Source organism: Streptomyces sp. NPDC048352, from assembly GCF_040651895.1.
Classification (GTDB): Bacteria; Actinomycetota; Actinomycetes; order Streptomycetales; family Streptomycetaceae; genus Streptomyces.
This window is the reverse complement of the sequence record NZ_JBEZKZ010000014.1, coordinates 36,261-55,176: the sequence shown is the minus strand read 5'-3', so window position 1 is coordinate 55,176 and position 18,916 is coordinate 36,261. Positions and strand designations below refer to the sequence as shown.

Genomic DNA, 18,916 nt, shown 5'->3' with positions numbered 1-18,916 from the left:
TGCCGCATTCACTCGCACGAGCGGAACGAAACCAGCCACCCACAAGACCACCGGAAGCCGGAACCCGGGCAGGCTCATGCCCCAGACGGGCCTCCGGGCGGCTTGCCGAGGGCAGCCGGTCACGGCCGGTGGCCACCGGCCACGCATAGCTCTCCTGGAGCCGGACCCGGCGCGTTGGGCCCGGGCATGGGAAAGGCCGCCACCCCGGGCGCGGTGGCGGCCCTGCTCACGTACTGGCCTAGGGGGCGGGCGTGAACTGCACGTCGGTGCCGCCGCGGCCGGCCGCGATCTCCCACAGCCGCTCCCGCTCCGCCTCATCGACCGCCAAGCCCCAGCGGAGCTTCGTCGCGGTCCACTCCGCGCCGTACCGGCACAGCGCATCCGGTGACGGCGGCAACCACTGCGTCCGGTCCTGGTCCGCCTTGCTGCGGTTCGAGCGGGCCGTCACCGCGACCGGCGAGGCAGGCTGGCCCTGGTCGTTCGCGTACGCCTCACGCCGCTTCGCCGTCCACTGCGAGGCCCCGCTGTCCCACGCCTCCCCGAGGGGAACCATGTGGTTGATGTCCAGCCTGGACGCCTCGGTGACGGTGGTGTCGTCGTAGTACGACCACCCCACCCCGCCGGTCAGGGTGCAGCCCGGCCCGATCTCCGGAGAGACCACCCGCCTCAGTCAGCAGCACCTCCTTGGCGGTGTCCGCGCTGCCGCTCGCGACCGAGGACCGTACCGGCTACCAGCGCACCGCCTTCAAGCACTGGAATGCCGGTGACGTTCCGGCTGACGGCTGCAACACCCGCCAGCCGACCTCGCCCAGGCCCCCGCCGAGGTCGGCACCACAGTGCCGCGGCGCCGGCTGATCGCTCTGTCGACCCGCCTGTGTACCCACCCCTACTGGGGCGAGCCCGTCGGATGGCGGTCCGGCGGCGTCGAGCTGCGGTGCGCCGCCCTGGCCCACACCCCTGCCGGACGGGAGGCCACAGCATGACCGAGCAGACCACCACAACGCCCCAGGCCGTCCCCGTCACCTGGACACCGTCCCAGACCGGACCCTGCGCCCGGTGCCACCTTCTCTGCACCAGGAAGGCGAGGGCTGAGTACCTATTCCGCCTGCGGTCAGCGTCATCGTGCGTAGTCGATCTGCTACTTTCCGTGCATGACTCTTGAACCGACGCGCCGCCTAGTGCTCCGGGTCGCGTTCGGCGGCCTCGTCGCGTCATGCGTCGCAGGTCTCGGACAACCCGCGGCCGCAGCGCCCAGCCGCAAGAAGAGCCGCCCGGAGTACCAGGCCCACTATCGCCGACTGTTCATGGCTTGCGGCAAGGACCTGGACAAGAAGATGGCCGTGGGTCAGCAGCTGCTCGACAACTACGGCCATGACGCGCGCATCTATCACGTACCGGACCGCGCTGCCGTAGCACGCATGCACGCCGCTCTCGTGCGCCAACACCGCGCCCGCCGGGCCGGCTCAGGGAGTGGCGTATGACGGCGCCGCTTCGACCGCTCCATCACTCGCGCAAAGTCGACTACAAGCGGTCACAAAATGTGTACAGCAGTGACTGGATGTCGCCGGGACAGGACGCTGGCACCCACCACATGACGTCGAACCGGGAGTGCCCGTGGCTTACGTAGTAACTGAACCCTGCATCAGGTGCCGGTACACCGACTGCGTGGCAGTCTGCCCGGTCGACGCCTTCCGCTTGGGCGCGAACATGCTCGTCATCCACCCGGAGGAGTGCATCGACTGCGGAGCGTGCGAGCCTGAATGCCCGAACAGCGCCATCTATGAAGAGACCGAAGTGCCCGAGAAGTGGGCCAAATACACCGAGCTCAACGCCACCTACGCCGAGAAGTGGCCCGGCATCAGCGAACAGCGCGCAGCTCTCCCGGACGCCGATAAATGGAAAGAGGTCGAGGACAAGGGCGATCTTTTCGACCCGAACCCTGGCTCCTGACGAACGCGCGCAAGGCTCGGATCGGCGGCCTGCGAGCCGAGAGCACGCAGGCCTGAGCGTGGTGTGGGTCGGATGCTGGCCGGAGCAGGGAGAGCCCGCCGGCGATGCAGAAGAGGAGGCCGACTCCGGACAGCGGCCGGGTGGAACCAGAGCCTCCCGGCAGGAACCCTGCAACAACCAGGAGACACACACCCACCACGATGCCCACCATCGTCGTGAGCGGCACCCGCAGTCCCGGCGCCGGAGCGTCGACCATCTCGCGCAGTACCTGGGCCTGCCTCGCCCTGAACTGGTCCCTAGTCAGCTCGACGCCGACCAGTCCTCAGGGTCCCGGCCGCGTAGGTGGGGATAGCGACGGCCCACATCTTCCAAGAGCCCGGGCAGCAGCGCACCCGGCAAGCAGGGTCGGGCAACACCCCGGCACTCCGACAGCCCGACATACGTCATCTCAGCGCCGCCGTACCGCACCGTCCACGCCCAGTAGGTGCTCTCGCCGCTTGTCCTCCCCCTTCCACCCACCACAGGGCTCTCACTGCCGACCGGCATGCATTCACGTCGAGTGGCGCGGCAGCGGCCCCGCTGAATGGGCGCGGGAAACCGGAGAACTTCCGTGGCCGCGCTGTGCCACCAGACGCGGGTCCGGTGACCTCCCGCGGGGGCGCGTCGGGCCCCCCGGCTGGGAGCTCACGGCGTCCGCGGCCGAGTGGGCGCACCGGGCCGAGCAGCCTTTCCAGGCCCTGTCCCCGCTCGCCGCGCCGATCGAGCCGTACGCGGCGACCCCGGAGCAGGCGCGGCGCCGACGCCCGGCCCGGCTGGGACTGAAGGGACCGGCCACCCGATGATCCGTACAGCTCCTGCTGCGCCTTGCCGCAGTGGGTCGAGCGGGAAGGCGCCCACCGAGGAGGTCGCGGTCGAGGACGAGGCGGAGCTGGTGGTGATGAAGCTCGGGGTGTGGGTCTCCAACACCAAAAGCCGACGCGACAAACTCACCCTCGACCAGCTGGACGCGCCGCGGGGTCTGGGCGTGGACTGGGCGTGACAGGATGCCCGGCCCGTCGCTTGAGCGGGGAGGTCAGCGAAGTGGAGGCCCCGGGATGTTGAGACTCCCGGGGCCTTCGTCAAGCCTTCCGGCACCGGCTCGGCGCCGGAACCTCTCTCTCCGCGCCCCGGGTCGTCTTTGGGGATCCTGCTGGCCTGGCAAGATCCCCACGAGACGGCCTAGGTGTGTTGTCCGGGCAGGTTGGTGACGCGGCTGGCGGGTGTTTGGCCTGCGATGCCGGTGTGGGGTCGGTGGTAGTCGTACCAGTGGATCCAGTCGGTGAACGCTTCCTGGCGTTGGTGGTCTGAGGTGTAGGGCCGGTGGTAGGCCCATTCGTCGAGCAGGGTGCGGTGGAAGCGCTCCACCTTGCCGTTTGTGTGCGGGCGCCAGGGCCGGGTCCAGCGTGGTTGGATGCCCAGGTCGCGGCAGGTGTCGCGCCAGGTGTTCTTGCTGTAGGCCGAGGCATTGTCGGTCAGGACCCGTTCGACGGTGATGCCCCGGCCGGCGAACCAGGCGGTGGCGCGGGCCAGGAAGGCGGCGCAGGTGGCGGCGGTCTCATCGGGCAGGTCCTCGGTGTAGGCGAGGTGGCTGTGGTCGTCCAGGGCGGTGTGGAGGTAGGCCCAGCCGGTGCCGGTCTTGTTGCGGCTGCCTTCGGCCCGTCCGAGGGTCTTGTGGCCGCCGCCGTCGGGGATCCGGCCCAGTTTCTTGACACAACGGGCAAGACGCAGACGTCCGGTCTCGGTCAGCGCGGCATTCGGTGGACCACGAGGGCCTCCTGAGCTAGGTGCAGATGTCGCAATCCCCACCCAGCCAGAAGGCCCTCACCCATTCCAAGAACCCAGCACGCGTGTCACCAACGTCCCGAGACAGCACACCTAGGGCGTCTTCTTCCGATCCTGCCCGACCCGGGTCACCCCTCCGTGGTCCGCCCTGCGCAGTGCCGGACGACCGAGGCCAGGTTCCCCTCCGAGGCGAGCAGGGCCCGCTGGACGCGCGCCCCGTTGCCGTGCTCCAGGAGGCCCGCGATGCCGGCCCGTACGAACTCCTCGTCGCCGGCGTCGGCCAGCGCGTCGGCGACGTGCCGGTACAGCGCCTCGACGGCCGTCGCGGGCGCGGTCTCCCGCATGGTCTCGGGGTGCAGCAGCGGGCCGTCGAGGCCCGAGCGGCCGGCCTGCCAGGAGGCGAGCCGAAGCAGTCCCGTACTCACCCGCGGCGCGGGCTCGCCTGCCTTCCAGGACCGAGCCGCGGTCTCCACCAGGCCCCGTACGAGGGCGGCCAGCAGGACCGGCGTGGACGCGTCGAGGCAGACGTCCGCCACCCTGACCTCCACCGTGGGGTAGGAGGCGGAGAGCCGTGCGTCGAACCAGATCATGCCCTTGTCGCGCAGGACACCGGAGTCCACCATGGCCTGGACCTCCGCGTGGTAGCGGTCCGCAGAACCGAAGACGTCCACGGGGCCGGCGGCGGGGAGCCTGTTCCACACGCGGCTGCGGTAGCTCCCGTAGCGGGTGTCTTCGCCCTGCCAGAAGGGGGAATTCGCGCTCATCGCCGTCAGTACGGCGAGCCAGGGGCGGATGCGGTCCAGTACGGCGACGCCCTCCTCGTCCGACTCCACCGACACGTGGACGTGGCAGCCGCAGGTCAGCTGCTCCTGGGCGGTCATGCCGAACTGGCGCGACACCCAGTCGTAGCGGTGGCCCGGGGAGAGGGACGGCCGGACGGCCAGCGGGGAGGTGCCGAGCGCCGCCACGACCGCGCCGGCCGTCGCCGCGTGCTTGGCGGCCTCCGCGCGCCACCGGACGATCTCCTCGTGGAGCTCGCCCATCTCCGTCACCGGCTTCGTGGCGAACTCCACCTGCTCTTCCTGGAGCTCCGCCTCGAAGGTGTGGCTCGGCTCCTCCCCCTCCTCGGCGGCCCGGTCCGGGCCGGCTCCGGCCCGGTCGGCCGCAGCGAGAACGGCTCCCGCCACGGCTCGCGGCTCCCCCGTCTCCGCGTCCGCCAGCAGCAGTTCTTCCTCCACGCCCACGCTTCGCATGCAGCAGCCCATCGCCTCGTCGTGCTGTTCACCCATCGGTCAACGCCTGCCCCTGCCCACCGCCGGTATGCGGAAGCCGGCTCGCCGGACCGGGGTCTCCAGCAGACCAGGCGCTAGCGTCGCCGCCGACGAGGCGCGACGGGCGGGCCGGGCTACGACTTGGCGGGGTTCGAGCCCTGCCCGACGCCCTTGGTCTCGCTGTCTTTCGTCGCCGGCAGCTGGGAGCCGTAGTCCACCGGTCTGGTCTTGGGCGGGCGGATCGAGCGGGAAGGCCTGGCCCCACTCCGCCGGCTCGACCCGGCCGGCGCCCCCGGCGCGCTCCAGGAGCAGCGGGTACGGGGTGCCCGCCAGGGAGACGGCGAGCTAGCCGCCCTGTCCCCGCCGGCGGTGGCCTGAACCGCGCGGGTGTTCCCGACCTTCGTGTACGAGCCCTTGGCGAGCTCGCCCTCCAGGCTCAGCAGGCCGTCCAGCAGGACGTACATGTCGTGAACCCGCAGAACTGCTGCGCCGGCGCCCGTCCCCGGGTGCCGGCGGTGGCCTCAGGGCCGCCTGGAGTTCCGCCACTCCGCGGGGCGTGAGGTTCTCGCCGGCGGGGCCTCCGTGCAGGTGCCCGCCCGCGGCCCGCGCGGAGGCGAAGGTCACGCTGGGGCGCCGGTGGGCGCGGCCCCGGGGCGGAGGCGGATCCCCGGCGGTGGGCGCCTTGCCCGCCCCCACCGCCCGGGCCGCTTCCGCTCCGGATGTCGGCGGCGCCGACCGCACCAGGGAGAGCAGCCGCAGCTGAGTGGTACGGGTGAGAGAGGTGCCGACGTGACCGCGGTGGCCCACCCGAACCGCTCCGAGAACGTCCTGCGGGACCTGGAGTCGTACGCACGTTGGGACTGCCCCCGCGCCGACAAGGAGTTACAGAAGCGGAACGCCGTATGGCTCTAGGCCGACGTCGGGGGCGCCCGCTCTGATGCAGGCGGCCGGCCGGGCCGGCTGCCACCGACGGTGCCGGATCCTGGGCCGGGCCCCAAGCTCGCGTTGATGGGTCATGCAAAACGGCGACCCCACGACAGGAAGCCACCGTCACGCGCGGAAGACGCCTGTGTCCGGATCGGACGACCGGTAAGGGCACGCCTGGGGTGCGCAGAGCTCCGGCGCTTTCGACGTCATGCGCTGGAGACCGGACGCGCGGCCGGACGATGCAGGCCCTCTGCCGGCAGTCCTGCGGGGGAGTTCGTTCCGAAGCCGGCGGTGAATCTCGACGCTCGTTCGGTCAGCCGCGACGGAACAGGTCTCCACCCCGGCCCGATGCCTGCCACCGCCCGGCCTTGCTGTAGCCACTGCCGCTCAAGGGCGTCGTAGATCGGCGAATCCGAAACCCAACCGGCGCCCGCCCCCGTATCGGCTAAACCTCTCGGCGCCGGAACGTTTCTCTGGTACGACCCCACACCGGACGCGATGGCGGGCCGTAACCAGCGGCGACTGCGCCTCCCCCGGGCGGCATCGGCCAGTGCTCAGGATCCGAAGACGCGCAGCACCCGCGGAGCGTCGGGCAGGTCTTCAGGGACAGCGGCAGTGCCGGCCAGGGGCATCAGGTGCCCGTTGGCGCAATCGCCCGGCTGCTGATGGTCGATCTCCCAGTCCCGCCCGGCCGGAACCGCGAGAGAACTGGTGGCGTAGAGCGGCTGGAGGCAGGAGCGACACCAGTAGAAGGACCGGCCCATCACAGCACCCACTCACGCCGACTCGGGACCCAGGCGAGGGCCGGGGGCGGCAGGCCAGTGCCGAGCAGGCCGACGCGGGCCGGACCACGGGAGCCCCCCAACAAACGGAATCTGTCATTCACATCCGCTGAAACGATCCGCCAGCCTCCACGTCACCCCTCCGAGCCGAAGTCGACCTGCCGGCCGAGCAGCCCGACCCGGCCACCCCCGCGAAGCCTGCGCCAGCTGGAGGCCGTCGCAGTGGGCCAGGCCCTCGCTGCCCACCCCGCACCGTCCGGTGCGCACCCGGTGCGCCTCTCGATCGTGTAGTGCGCATCGTGGACGGCGGTGGTGCGCATCATGGACGGCGGTGGTGCGCACCGCGCCCGTCGGATGGGCACCACCGCCGGCACCGCAACCGCACCACGATGCGCACCACCGTGCACCGCACCAGAATGCGCGAACGCGGTGACGGGCCTCATCACAAACCCCGTTGATGAACTCGCCGCCAGACAGGACTCGGCCGACGTCGTAGCGGATGGCGGGCTGCGGCTTCGCGTCGGTCTCCAGGACCGAATGAGCAGTGAACGCCCAGTCGGCCGAAGAGGACCCGGATCGGCCCGTTGCCCACGCCATGCTGGGACCCAGAGAGCAAACCGGGCCAGACCGGCCCGCTGCGGTACCCAGCGGTCGGACCGGGCGCAGCGGACACAGGTGGGTCATGACGCTACCGCCCATGCGCGGCCCTCTTGCGCGCTCCAGCGTCGGCATGGGCGATTCGGCCGCACCCCTGACTCCGGCCACGGTGTCCCGCGTACCGGCTGGCCTCCCGCGTGCCGGCTGGATGCGCCGGCGTCAGGTGGTCCGCGGCCTTCTCAGCGGGGCTCCAGCCGCGTGGAGGCTGGCGAGGGTCTGCCGGTAGGAGTCGATCAGGCTGGTCTCCGCGTAGCTGACCCCGAGCTCCTGGCAATACCCGCGGACGATGGTGCGGGCCCTGCGCAGGTGCGGGCTGGGCATGCTCGGGAAGAGGTGGTGCTCGATCTGGTAGTTGAGACCGCCGAGGACGATGTCGGTCAACCGGCCTCCGCGCACGTTGCGGGAGGTGAGGACCTGGCGCCTCAGGAAGTCGGGACGGTCGGCGCCTCGCAGGATCGGCATGCCCTTGTGGTTCGGGGCGAAGATCGAGCCGAGGTAGATGCCGAAGAGGCACTGGTGGACGAGGAGGAAGACGACTGCCATGCCGGGCGGTAGCACCAGGAACAGCGTGCCGAGGTAGGCGGCGAGGTGCGCAGTGAGCAGGGCCCCTTCCCACATGCGGTGCTTGAGCGAGCGGTCGAACAGCGACCGCATCCCGGACACGTGCAGGTTGAACCCCTCCAGCGTGAGCAGCGGGAAGAAGAGGAACGCCTGCGAGCGGCCGAGCAGCCGCGGCAGTCCCCTGGCCGCGCGGGCCTGGTCCTGCGTCCAGACGAGGATGTCCGGGTCAAGGTCGGGATCGAGGTCCTCGTGGTTGGGATTGGCGTGGTGGCGGGTGTGCTTGTCCTGCCACCAGCCGTACCCCATGCCGATACCGAGGTTGCCGGCGACGCGCCCGGACACCTCGCTGCCCTTGCGCAGCCGGAAGACCTGCCGGTGGGCGACGTCGTGCGCGAGCAGCGCCACCTGCCCGAACACAAAGGCCAGAAAACCGGCCACCCACAGCGTCCACCAGCTGTCGCCGATCAAGACGAACGCCGTCCACCCGGCGGCGTACAGGGCCGTCACGGCCGCAATGCGCAGTGCGTAGTATCCGGGGCGCCTGGCCATGAGTCCGGCCTCCTGGATCTTCCGGGAGAGCCGGGCGAAGTCGCTCCCCGAATCCGCCCGTATGGGAGGCCGCACCGACTGGGAGGAATTCATGATCAGGAGTCACTATCCGTTCCGTCTGAGGGGGAGCAGGCCAGGGCACGGGCGGAGCCCGTCCTATCCGCGAGGCTCCACCTGGCACCTGGGTGGTGCTCCCCATACCGCATACCCGGGATAACGGGATCGACGTACGCCTCGGTCCGCCCTTTCCGTTCCGTTTCCCCCGGCGACCGGGCGGCGGCATGGCCGACACGGCGTTGCCGCTGAGGCGAAGCCACTGCGAGCAGGCGGCAGCGGTCGCCCAAGTCGGTCTCACCCCCACTCCCACCCGTGTGAAGCCGTAGACGCCTACGCCGGCGGTCTGAGCGCCCGCGCCCGTAGGACCGACCCGGTCCGGCAGACTTGATCGGCCCGGCTGACCCTCGCCGGCGCCCTGGTCCCGGCCTCCGATCGCCGGTGACACCTACGACTACAGCCTCGACAACGGCACCCTGCACCTGTCCGTCACCGACGCCATGGGCCACGACGTCGATGCCCCGCTCATGGCCACCCTGCTGGTCAACGCCTCGCGCGGCGCCCGCCGCGCCGGGGCAGACCTTGCCGAACAGGCCCGCCGGATCCACCAGGCCCTCGTCGACCAAGGTCGCCCGACCTTCGCCACCGGCCAGCTGTTGCGCATCGCCTTGGACGGGCCCGGCGCCCAGCTCGTCAACGCAGGCCACCCCTGGCCGCTGCGGCTGCGCGAGGGCGTGGGGGTCGACGTCCTGCGCTTGGCCGTGGCCCTGCCCTTCGGCGTCGCCGTGCAGGGCGGGTACCAGATGCAACAATTCGACCTGCGCCCCGGTGACCGTCTCCTGCTCCGCACCGGCGGCATGCAAGACGCGACGCTGAAATAGTCGACCTGCCCGCTCTGCTCCGCAAGACCGCAGCCGAGCATCCGCGCGAGGTCATACGCACCCTGGTCGGCGCGGTCACCGGCGCCTACGACAGCCGACCGCCCAAAGACGACGCCACCGTCCTCTGCCATGAGGACCAGCAGACTGCCCGGGGGAGCGGGGCCGCACCCTGAGCGTGGGAAAGCTGGCGTTCGGCTTCTTCTGCGCTCGGGGAAGGCCGACGGAGGCCAGCTCGAGCTTCTTGCCCAGCGGGCCGGCGCGGTGACGGCGAGAGCGGCTGCGGTGAGGACGGTCTTGGCCGGGTGGAGGCGGCGCCACCTTGCTGGGTGATGACACCGGCAGCGTTGCGCCGAGCAGTCCGCCGGCGCCGGCCAGTGCGTGCCGATCGCGCAGCGCTGACGGGGTCCTGGCCGGGCCCGGGCTCTTGATGCGGCGCCGGCAGTCCCCCGCTGTCGTGGTGCGGAGCCGCGCCCGCGGTACACGTCGAACCCGCGCGCCCCTGACCGGGCTCCCGTCCTGCGGCTGATGCTGTGCAGGCTGGGTCTCCGGGGGCTCGTGGTGCGATACGACCTGTCCGGTGCCGCCTCGGCGCGGATTTTCGCGTTATCCGGGACGGAGTCCCGGCCGGCAGCAAGCAGCTAGGGGTCGCTGTGACCGCAGGAGAGCCTGACGACGGGCAAGTCTCTCGCCCTCCCGTGGGGGGAAGTCAGCGGGGCAGGGCAATGACTTTTGCGGGGACGTTGGAAGCGGCCGAGGCCGCGGCACCTGTGGAGTCACTCGACGTGGTCGCGCGCCTGCTCAAGGAGCACCTCGGGGCCGCGTCGGTGTCTTTCTGATCACTGACTTCTCCGGCAGTTCGGTCGTGCGGCTGGGGGCTGCGGGCAGCGTCGAGTCTGGCGAGCCGGCCCGCGCATTCGGCTGCGGGGCACCTTGTACGACGACGTGATCCGCAGCCAGCGGCCGAGGGTGGACGGCAGGGGCGGGAGTGAGCTGGTGCGGGTCGTCGCCCCGGTGACCAACCGTGGGGATGCCGTCGGGCTCCTCGAACTGTCCCTGCCCGCGGCACCGAGCGCGCAGGTCATGCGGGGGATCGGCGAGACCGCGCACGCGCTGGCGTACATCGTCATCGCGAACCGGTCCCACACCGATGTGTACCAGTGGGGCCGGCGTACCAAGCCGCTGAGTCTGGCCGCGGAGATCCAGCACCGGCTGCTCCCGGCGTCGCTGGCGTGCGAGGCGGCACAGTTCGCGGTCGACCGGGATACGGTCCAGCTCTCCGTGACCGACGCCATGGGTCACGACGTCGACGCCGCGCTGCTGGCCACGCTGGCGGTGGGCGCCCTACGGCGGGCGCGGCGGGCGGGTGCCGACCTCGCGGAACAGGCCCGCCAGGCCGACCTGGCCATGCGCGATCACGGCCGCAGTGGCTACGTCACCGGCCAGCTGCTGCGCATCAGCCTGATCGACGGCGAGACGGAGTTCGTCAACGCGGGGCATCCCTGGCCGCTGCGGATGCGCGACGGGGCAGTCCAGGAGATCCTCCCGAAAGTCGATCTCCCCTTCGGCCTCAGTGCCCAGACATCGCAGGCCAACACCTACCGGGTGCACACGCTGGACCTCCGCCCGGGTGACCGGCTGGTCATGCTGACCGACGGCATGCTCGAGCGCAACGCCGAGAACCTCGACCTGTCGGACTTGATCATCCGCACCCGCGCACTGCACCCCCGCGAAGCGGCCCGCACCCTCATCAAAGCGATCGTCGACGCCGGCCACGGCCACCTCGACGACGACGCGACCGTCATGTGCCTGGTCTGGCACGGCGTCGCCAACTCCGAGCGCGACGCCGCCCACGGCGCCGCTCTCACCGACGCCTCACAGCCGTCAAGGACAACACCGCCTGCTCCCGGACGATGAACTACAGCGTAGAGGCCGGCGACGCAGCGGAGCTGCCCTCAGGCGCCTTGGTGGTACCAGTACCAGTGGTCGCCGGACGGCATGTGCGGCGACAGGTCGCGCGCACGCTGCCACATGCCCCGCGCCTGTTCGGCCGGGCGCTGCTGCTCTCCGTGCAGGGCGCCCAGGATCAGCAGGCCACCGGTCACCGCCGGTACCAGCCACTGCGCGTAGGACAGGCGCCGTTCCGCCTTGCCGGTGTCGAAGGAGCCGGCCGCCTCCTCGGCGTCCTGCGGGTCCATCGACGAGGCGAGCTCGATCCTCTTGCCCAGCATCCGGGCATAGGCCGTGGCGGCCAGGGCGGCGCCGGTCAGGACGGTCTTGGCCAGAGTGGAGGCGGCCACCCCCTGCTGGGTCGCCACCCGGGAAGCGTTCGCGGCGAGCAGTCCGCTGGTGCCGACGAGATGGGCGCCGATCGCCGCGGCGTTGACGGGCGTCCACTTCGCCCAGCCGACGCTGGCGATCCGGGCGTTGTCACGCCAGCTGTCACTGTGGCCTTTGGCCGCGCCGTTGAGGCCGACCGCGCCCATCAGCGACCCGCCGAACCACGCGGCCAGGCCCACATCGTGCATGCTGCGGAGGACGGTGTTGCGCTCGGGCATGGGGGCTCCTGAGGAGAACGAGGAAATGCGCAGGCGCCAGTGCCGGCACAGCAGCCACCCTCGCCCTCCTCCGGACGCTCCGCCATCCCGGCTGCGCCGAACGGCCGCCGTCATCGTCGACCCAGCACGCTCGCATACAAAACCCCTGCTTGGGGGCAGAACGAGGCTTTCAGCCGTAGAGAGGCCAAACAGGCCATAAAAGGACAGGCGCCTTGCGGGTCCACCGGCGCAAGGAGGCGCAATGGTCACAACCGTCCTCAACCAGCCTGTGCCCCGCACCGGCCACTCCGCAACAGCAGTACGCGACGCCACCCGCGACTTCCTCCACCACGCCACCCAGGAGGCCTCCTACTCAGCCCAAGCCGACGGCGTCCTACTGGTCGGGGCCAACTCATCACCAACGCGATCCGGCATACCGACGGACCCTGCACCCTGCACCTGGAACTGCACGGGGATCACCTCGAAATCTGTGTCACGGACACCAGCCCCCACCCCCCGGCAGCCTCACACGGACGGAACCGGCGGTTGGGGGTGGTTGCTGGTCAACCACCTCCCCACCCGCGTCCACATCGAGCCCACCCCCGACGTTGAAGCCGGTCAGATCTCTGTCGGGGCATTCGTGCGGAGGGGCTCCGGTTTCAGGGCCGTGCCAGTCGAGGCACAGGACGGTGGCGTCGTCTCTCGGCGGCTTCCCGTCGTATGCGTGTCCATGGTCAGCCGCAATGCGGTGACCGCGCCGTTGCGCCTCCGGCGCGGCCAGGGGGAGGCCGCGTTCACGCGCTGAGCGCCACTTCCGTCGAGGGCGATGCGCGTAGCGTCGCCATGGCCACGCACCGGTCTGTCAGCCTGCACCGTGGCTCCTGACCTGCTGCTCCGCCGGGGCGTCGTGTTCCGGGGCTATGCGCCGGCGGGCTTCGCAGAAGGAGTAGAGGCCGAACAACAGAAGGCCCACCGCGGCGGCGATCAGCAGCACGGGCCCGGCCGGCGTGTCAGCGAACGAGCGCAGCGTCTCGTCCAGGCCCTTTGCCTGGCCGGCGTCGAAGCGCACCGCGGCCAGGAGGCTGAACAGGCCGGTCGCCACCGCGACCACCCCGCACGCCACGCCGCCGATGATGCCCAGGGCCGCGACGATACGCCGCGTCGGCTGGCTCATCCGCTCCGTGCGGAGGTTCTTCTCGAACTTCCGCAGCAGGCTGCGCACCACGATCACCACGCCCACGATGGCCAGCACGGCACCGAACACGCCGACGAGGACCCGGCCATAGGGCAGTTCCAGCACTCGGGCGGTGTAGTCCTTCTGTCACCGCCGAATCCGATCCGTACGGCGAGGAGCCCTACCAAGACGTAGATCACTCCCCGGGCGCAGAGCCCGACCCTGGATGCGACCTCCATGGCATGGCTGTCGGCCACGCGCTGTCCCAGGGTCTTGGCCTGGGCGCCACCGTTGTCGAGCGCCATACCTGGCACCTCCCTGTGCGCTACCGAAGTCGACACGGCGCGGCCCTGGTCCGTTCGGCCCTACAAGCTTCTTGATCAGAATCTGAGCTTGCCGTTGACCGTGTGGCGGCCGCGCCGGACGGGCATGCAGTTGACCGCAGCGGGACTTGCTGGAGGTGACCCTCGTTCGTCCCGAGCTAGTGGCTGCTGACCCGCAGGTTGTTCCGGGGATCGCAAGGAGCGCATTCGTTACCAAAACAGAACCCGGAAGCGCTTCCAAAAGTTTTATTTTTTTGATATACTGTCAGATTTCCGGACTAATGTCCGGCATCATGATGAACAAGGGACAGCCCAGCCAGACAGCTCTCATGTCGGCCGCAGCACGCGCGGCACACCTCCTCGTCGACGAGACTCCCTCGATCTTCGCCGACACCCTGGCACAGACCTTCCTGGGTGAGCGTGCCGAAGAACTCCTCGGCTACCACCGGTCCTATCCTGGGCACCCGGTCCTGTCCGGCGCGCGGACGACGGCCGTTACCCGCAGCCGCTTCACCGAGGACCGACTGGCCGAGCTGGCCGGCCGGGGCGTCGACCAGTACGTGATCCTCGGTGCGGGGCTGGACTCCTTCGCTTACCGGTCGGAACTTGCCGACGGCGTACGGGTGTTCGAAGTGGACAAGCCGACGACCCAGCACTGGAAGCGGGCGCTGCTGGTTGAGACGGGGACACCGGCGCCACCGTCCGCCTTCCTCGTCCCGGTCGACTTCGAGAAGGAGTCGGCCCGGTCACTCACCGATCACCTCGTGCGGGCCGGCTTTGACCCGGGCCGACCCGCGCTGGTCAGCTGGCTCGGGGTCACGATGTACCTGACCTCGGAGGCGATCAGGCAGACCCTGGCCGTCATCAGCGGCTTCGCACCCGGCACAGAGCTCATCGTGGAGCACCTCCTCCCGGCCGGACTCCGCGACGAGGCAGGCCAGTCCTATGCAGAGCTGGTCATGGCAGCGGCGGCCGAGCAGGGCGAGCCCTGGCAAACGTTCCTCAGCATCGAGCAGATGAACGCCCTCCTGCTTGAGCACCGGCTCCAGCCGATCGAGTACGCCCGGCAGCGCGAGACGATCACCCCTGCGGAGTGGGAACGTACCGACGCGCTCCGCCCGTTCGAGTTGTCCGTCCTCGCCCGTGCGAGCGTCCCCACCCGCCGGGCAGCCCCAGCCCGGTAGGCCGAACCGCTGATCGATTCGTGGGCAGCGCTATTCCTGCAGGGTTGGGTAGCACGTTGCCGTCTCTGGCTCATCCGGGTGTGGTCCCTGTTCCGTCGCTTTGTTCGCAAACGGTGCGCCGGTACGTCTGCCGGAGTGTGGTTGGGGAGCGAGTGATGGGCGCGGTGTCGGGGCCTTCGGGCACGAGTGAGTTGCAGCGGCACCTGGGTGTGTTCGATGCCGTGGCCTGCTGCAATGCCATGTCCTCGGCGCGCCTGGCCGCCCGCTACCCCGTCTCCGGAGGTACCTGGGGTTCTGCCTCGGCGGGCGTTCAGCGGCAGTACGCCTCGCCTATGCCACCCGGCGGGGAGGGCGTTGATCGACCGTCGGCTCTACCTGCCCGAGCACTCCTGGTGCACCGACCTCGAGCGTCGCCGGGCGCCGGAATACCCGACGAGGTGGCCTTCGCCACCAAGCCCCGCCTGGCCGGCGAGATGGGATCGCGAAGGGCGTGGACGCCCCGGGCGTCCGACCGCTACCTTTCAGCGCTTCAACGCTCTTGCAGCGCCAGTGCAAGGACAGCGTGCCGAGCCCGGAATCCCACCGCGCGCTGGAGCCCCGACCCTGGGAGGCCCTCGAGCCGCGACCGCAGCCGCGGCGGGGGCGTGGTCCCGGACAGGGCAGGCAGCCGTCAGCGGAGAAGGCCCAGCACCCCCGTGCCCGCTGCGCCTCTTAGCCGGGAGCCGGCGAAGAGGCGCAGCTACGTCTACCTCGGCACCGGCCACCGCCGCAACCCTCATCATCTGGCTTCGGACGTGATCGACCGGACGAGCCTAGCCGCGCGCGAGAGTGTCGAACCAGTGCACGATCTGCGGCCCTGCCAGCTTGAAGGACCCGTTGTGGTCGGCCTTCCCGTGGTCGACCACGGGGGCTGTCACACCGTTGCGTGCCAGATCGGCCGCGCAGGAGAGGGAGTTGGCGATCGGCACGTCCGTGTCACCGGCCGCGCTGTGCAGCCGTACCGGAACGTCGGGCTTCCAGTCACAGGTCCCGTCCTGCATCTTGAGCGCGGTCAGCAGGCCGCCGTCCGGGCGCCGCAGCCGCTCGTGGAAGCCGTCCGTCAGCAGTTCCTTCACCGACCCGGGCAGCTTCGTCACGATGTCCTCCTCGGTGTGCCGGGTGTCGAAGAGTTCCTCCACGTATCCCGCGTACGGCTGCCGGAAGACGTCGGCCGGGTTGCCGTAGACGGGGTGTAGCCGGTTCTGCGCGGTGAGGAAGTACGACATGTAGAAGACGCCGCTGATGTCGTTGACACGGCCGTCGAGCAGGGCGGGGATCTCGGTGCCCTGCAGGTCGTACGGTCCGGCGACCGGCGCCAGTGCCCGCAGCCGGAAGTGCCCGTCCGCTCCCCGCGCCAGCTCGCGGCCCAGCGCCATGGCGACCTGGCCTCCCTGTGAGAACCCGGTGCCGTACACGTCTCCGGTGAGCGGCCTGCCGAGCGCACGCGTGGCGGTGCGGGAGGCCCGCAGCATGTCGAGCGAGGCGGAGACGGAGGAGGCGGTGTCCATGTACGGGTGCAGGCCGGGGCCCTTGCCGAGCCCGAGGTAGTCCGGGGCGGCGACGGCGCGTCCCGCGGCGGCGTGCAGATAGGGCGCGTAGAGACCGAAGTCCTCGGCGACGGACGGCGCGTAGTCGCGGTGGACCATGGTGCCGTGCGTGTCGGCCACCAGGTCGAGCCGGTGCTCGCCGCCCTTGGGGAGCACCAACAGGCCGGTGGCGGTGGTCGGTTCGCCCCCAGGTGTCAGGGTCCGGTAGCTGAGCCGGTATCCGCGCACACCGTGGCGGACGGTCGCCGGGTCGATGTCGGCGCCCTTGAGGAACGCGGCCACCTCGGCCCGGCTCAGGTCGGCGACGGGAGTGACTCCGAGAAGGGCCCCGCGCCCGGTGCTCTGCTGGGCTGGGCGGGGTTCGGACGCCGCGACCGCCGGGGCGGCTGCCAGGGCGGTGAGGACGACGGCGGTCGCGGCGGCCAGGGACCGGCGCACTCGCCTGCGCTGCACGGCCTGTCGGAAGGGGGCGCGGGTCGTGGTGTGGGTCATGACGACGACGCTACGTAGCTGTTGATCACAGGGGCATCCGACGGCCCCCCGGCCGGGGGTGCGGCCAGCCCTACCCCGGAACCAGGGAATCCCCCCGGGCGGGGCGGGGCGGGTCGGGCCGGCGTCCGGCTGTGTAGTCCGCGGCCCATGAGCCGAACACCGAGCCCGCCCGCGGAGAGGACACCCGTCGCGGCTGTACTCGTCGGCCGGACGAGAGAGCGCGACGAGAGCAGTGAGTGGCAGGCATGGGAGTCCGACGACCTGGAACCGATGCCGATGCCCGAGTGATCTGCAACCGTCCGCAGATCACCTTCGGTTCCTGTGACGGCCTCATCCCTCTTGCCAGCACGGACCAGGGAGCCGCTGTTTCCTGGCTCCAGAGGTCCACGGGGCGGAGGTCAGTGCAGGGGCACCCGGCACCGGAGTGGTGTCGGATTCGTCCACCGCATAGCTGCCGCTCTCGCACGCCCAGCTCGACATCACGACCGCCCGGTCCACGGGCGGCAGGTGGTTCAACACCGCCACCGGCACCTGCCACAACGGTTTCGCGTTCCGGCTGAAGTTCGACTTCCCGGCCGGCACCACCCTGCCCGAGAGGGTCATCTGGACGGTGGCGTACAACACGACACACGCTGGGGCGAACCCCATCGGCACCGGTGCACCGTGCGACAGCGCCCCGACCGGCTGCCCCTACGACAGCCTGAAAGTCGGAGCGCAGACCTTCCCCGGCGCGCCGTACCAGGGCATCGACGTCGACCCGGCTGCGGTATTCCTCAACTCCTCGGACCCCGCGGCCTACTGCGACGGTGGTGCCGGCGGCACCGGCTTCCTCAGGTTCGACTCTCCCTGCTGGACCCACTACAAGCCGCTCGGGAATACGCTCGACTGCGCTGACCGCGGACCGCCGCTGTTCGGCCGCCCTGTACGCGGTGTTGAAGGCGTTCCAGGCCCGTGGCGTCCGAGATGTAGGCAGCGGCTGCATGAGGAGCACCTCCCAGGAGGCGGGAAGCGCTTTGCGTTGACGCGGAACGTTTCCTTGCGGGTGGGCGGTGCGTTGTGCCCTGCGACGCGTGCACTGGTTTGGCCCCCCACGCCGGGCCGGTGCAGTCCGCGGCCCCCGATTTCTCCCCGAGCGGTCGGGGCCTTCGTGCTGCCGGACGCCGCTTTGTGGGCTGCGTAGATCATGTACTGATGGTCTGCGCCCTCTGGCCCGGCATGCTCCCGGCGCTCTGGAGGGCGGCAAAGCCGGCGGGCGCCTGCTCGACAGCCTCCGGTCGCTGGGCACGGGCGCCTGCGTTCCGGCCGCGACGGGTGTCCCGCGGCCCCCGGTCGGCCGGAGTCGGCACGCGCAGGTGCTTCGCGAGCCAGGGCACCTTGGTGAAGCGGCCGGTGTGGTGGGCGGCTTTTCAACCCACAGGTGAGACGGAGCCAGCCTGGCAGCCAGCCCGGGCCGGGCACCGTCGCCATCGGAAAATTGCCCGGAGATGAGCCTTCTGCAACACCCTTGAGGGCCTGTTGCGAAAGTGCTGGTGTGGTCTGGCCGCAGTTTGCTGACCGGACGGAGCTCCAGGCAGGATCTCGTGCATGGTTTCGGTAGTGCAGAACGTGGCGGTTGACTGTGTGGATGCCTATGAGCTGGCTCGGTTCTGGAGCGAGGCGCTCGGCTGTCCGCTGCATCCGGAGAGCAAACCGGGTGACCTGGAGACTGAGGTGATGCTGCCGGAGGGCCCGCTGCTGTACTTCAATCAGGTGCCAGAACCGAAGACGGTCAAGAACCGGATCCACCTGTGCCTGCGCCCCGAGACCTCGCGCGAGGAGGAGGTCGAGCGGCTGCTGGACCTCGGGGCCACCCTCGTCGCCGATCGCCGGGAACCCGATGGTGCCGGCTGGGCCGTCCTTGCGGACCCTGAAGGCAATGAATTCTGTGTTCTCCGCAGCGAGGCCGACCGCGCAGCGATGTCTTCTTGAAGCTGACACGCTCACGGTCCGGGTAGCTAGGCCACAGCCACTCGTTGGTGGCCGCGACCAGCGCTGTTGCTCCATAGCGGACGGCGAGCTTGTCGTGTCTCGTGGCCACGGCTCGGTGGTGCTTGAGGCGATTGAGGGCGCGGTTCTTCCGGGAGCCGCACGTCTTGCCGGCACGGACTCTGTCCGGGCGCTTTGAGTCCCC

12 protein-coding genes and 6 pseudogenes are annotated in these 18,916 nt (G+C 70.4%); 10 read left to right on the top strand and 8 right to left on the bottom strand.

Annotated features, from left to right (window positions below):
• Positions 1-238: 238 nt before the first annotated feature.
• Positions 239-695, bottom strand: a pseudogene (locus AB0D45_RS10545) (HNH endonuclease family protein); the annotation flags it as partial.
• Here AB0D45_RS10545 and AB0D45_RS10540 point away from each other — a divergent pair.
• The 4 genes and pseudogenes from AB0D45_RS10540 to AB0D45_RS10525 form a co-directional block, all read left to right on the top strand.
• Positions 682-795: pseudogene (locus AB0D45_RS10540) on the top strand (HNH endonuclease); the annotation flags it as partial. The pseudogenes AB0D45_RS10545 and AB0D45_RS10540 overlap by 14 nt on opposite strands.
• Before the next feature lie 356 nt (positions 796-1,151).
• The gene (locus AB0D45_RS10535; protein WP_362456914.1) at positions 1,152-1,481 is read left to right on the top strand and encodes a hypothetical protein; all 330 of its coding nucleotides are present in this window, start codon (positions 1,152-1,154) and stop codon (positions 1,479-1,481) included.
• Between the two features lie 133 nt (positions 1,482-1,614).
• Positions 1,615-1,950 (top strand): ferredoxin FdxA, encoded by a 336-nt coding sequence (gene fdxA / locus AB0D45_RS10530; protein ID WP_093879326.1) that lies wholly within the window; start codon positions 1,615-1,617, stop codon positions 1,948-1,950.
• Between the two features lie 838 nt (positions 1,951-2,788).
• Positions 2,789-2,989, top strand: a complete 201-nt coding sequence (locus AB0D45_RS10525; RefSeq protein ID WP_362457067.1) for a hypothetical protein — start codon at positions 2,789-2,791, stop codon at positions 2,987-2,989.
• A gap of 179 nt (positions 2,990-3,168) precedes the next feature.
• On the opposite strand, the pseudogene AB0D45_RS10520 reads toward AB0D45_RS10525, so the two are convergent.
• The 3 genes and pseudogenes from AB0D45_RS10520 to AB0D45_RS10510 form a co-directional block, all read right to left on the bottom strand.
• A pseudogene (locus AB0D45_RS10520) lies at positions 3,169-3,699 on the bottom strand (integrase core domain-containing protein); the annotation flags it as partial.
• Between the two features lie 200 nt (positions 3,700-3,899).
• Entirely contained in the window at positions 3,900-5,024 is a 1,125-nt protein-coding gene (locus AB0D45_RS10515; RefSeq protein WP_362457061.1) for a glutamate--cysteine ligase, read from the bottom strand.
• 152 nt (positions 5,025-5,176) lie between these two features.
• Complete coding sequence (locus AB0D45_RS10510) at positions 5,177-5,506, bottom strand: hypothetical protein (RefSeq protein WP_362456910.1); 330 nt, start codon at positions 5,504-5,506, stop codon at positions 5,177-5,179.
• A gap of 325 nt (positions 5,507-5,831) precedes the next feature.
• On the opposite strand from AB0D45_RS10510, the gene AB0D45_RS10505 reads away from it, so the two are divergent.
• Positions 5,832-5,954 (top strand): hypothetical protein, encoded by a 123-nt coding sequence (locus AB0D45_RS10505; RefSeq protein WP_361608006.1) that lies wholly within the window; start codon positions 5,832-5,834, stop codon positions 5,952-5,954.
• 1,613 nt (positions 5,955-7,567) lie between these two features.
• On the opposite strand, the gene AB0D45_RS10500 is transcribed toward AB0D45_RS10505, so the two are convergent.
• Positions 7,568-8,611, bottom strand: a complete 1,044-nt coding sequence (locus AB0D45_RS10500; protein WP_362456907.1) for an acyl-CoA desaturase — start codon at positions 8,609-8,611, stop codon at positions 7,568-7,570.
• Between the two features lie 367 nt (positions 8,612-8,978).
• Here AB0D45_RS10500 and AB0D45_RS10495 point away from each other — a divergent pair.
• Positions 8,979-9,626 (top strand): annotated as a pseudogene (locus tag AB0D45_RS10495) (PP2C family protein-serine/threonine phosphatase); the annotation flags it as partial.
• Between the two features lie 549 nt (positions 9,627-10,175).
• Positions 10,176-11,367 (top strand): annotated as a pseudogene (locus AB0D45_RS10490) (PP2C family protein-serine/threonine phosphatase).
• A gap of 38 nt (positions 11,368-11,405) precedes the next feature.
• Here AB0D45_RS10490 and AB0D45_RS10485 read toward each other — a convergent pair.
• Both AB0D45_RS10485 and AB0D45_RS10480 read right to left on the bottom strand, forming a co-directional pair.
• Positions 11,406-12,008 carry a hypothetical protein gene (locus AB0D45_RS10485; RefSeq protein ID WP_362456905.1) on the bottom strand — a complete coding sequence of 201 codons (603 nt, stop codon included), beginning with the start codon at positions 12,006-12,008 and terminating at the stop codon, positions 11,406-11,408.
• Positions 12,009-12,849: 841 nt separating this feature from the next.
• Positions 12,850-13,287, bottom strand: a complete 438-nt coding sequence (locus AB0D45_RS10480) for a DUF1206 domain-containing protein (protein WP_362456902.1) — start codon at positions 13,285-13,287, stop codon at positions 12,850-12,852.
• Positions 13,288-13,813: 526 nt separating this feature from the next.
• Here AB0D45_RS10480 and AB0D45_RS10475 point away from each other — a divergent pair.
• Positions 13,814-14,668, top strand: coding sequence for a class I SAM-dependent methyltransferase (locus AB0D45_RS10475; protein WP_362456900.1), 855 nt, complete (start codon positions 13,814-13,816; stop codon positions 14,666-14,668).
• Between the two features lie 155 nt (positions 14,669-14,823).
• Positions 14,824-14,955, top strand: a pseudogene (locus tag AB0D45_RS10470) (amino acid permease); the annotation flags it as partial.
• 525 nt (positions 14,956-15,480) lie between these two features.
• Here the strand turns inward: AB0D45_RS10470 and AB0D45_RS10465 are convergent.
• Entirely contained in the window at positions 15,481-16,746 is a 1,266-nt protein-coding gene (locus AB0D45_RS10465) for an alpha/beta hydrolase (RefSeq protein ID WP_362456898.1), read from the bottom strand.
• Between the two features lie 1,584 nt (positions 16,747-18,330).
• Between AB0D45_RS10465 and AB0D45_RS10460 the strand changes: the two genes are divergently transcribed.
• Positions 18,331-18,714 carry a VOC family protein gene (locus AB0D45_RS10460; RefSeq protein ID WP_362456895.1) on the top strand — a complete coding sequence of 128 codons (384 nt, stop codon included), beginning with the start codon at positions 18,331-18,333 and terminating at the stop codon, positions 18,712-18,714.
• The last annotated feature ends 202 nt before the right edge of the window (positions 18,715-18,916 follow it).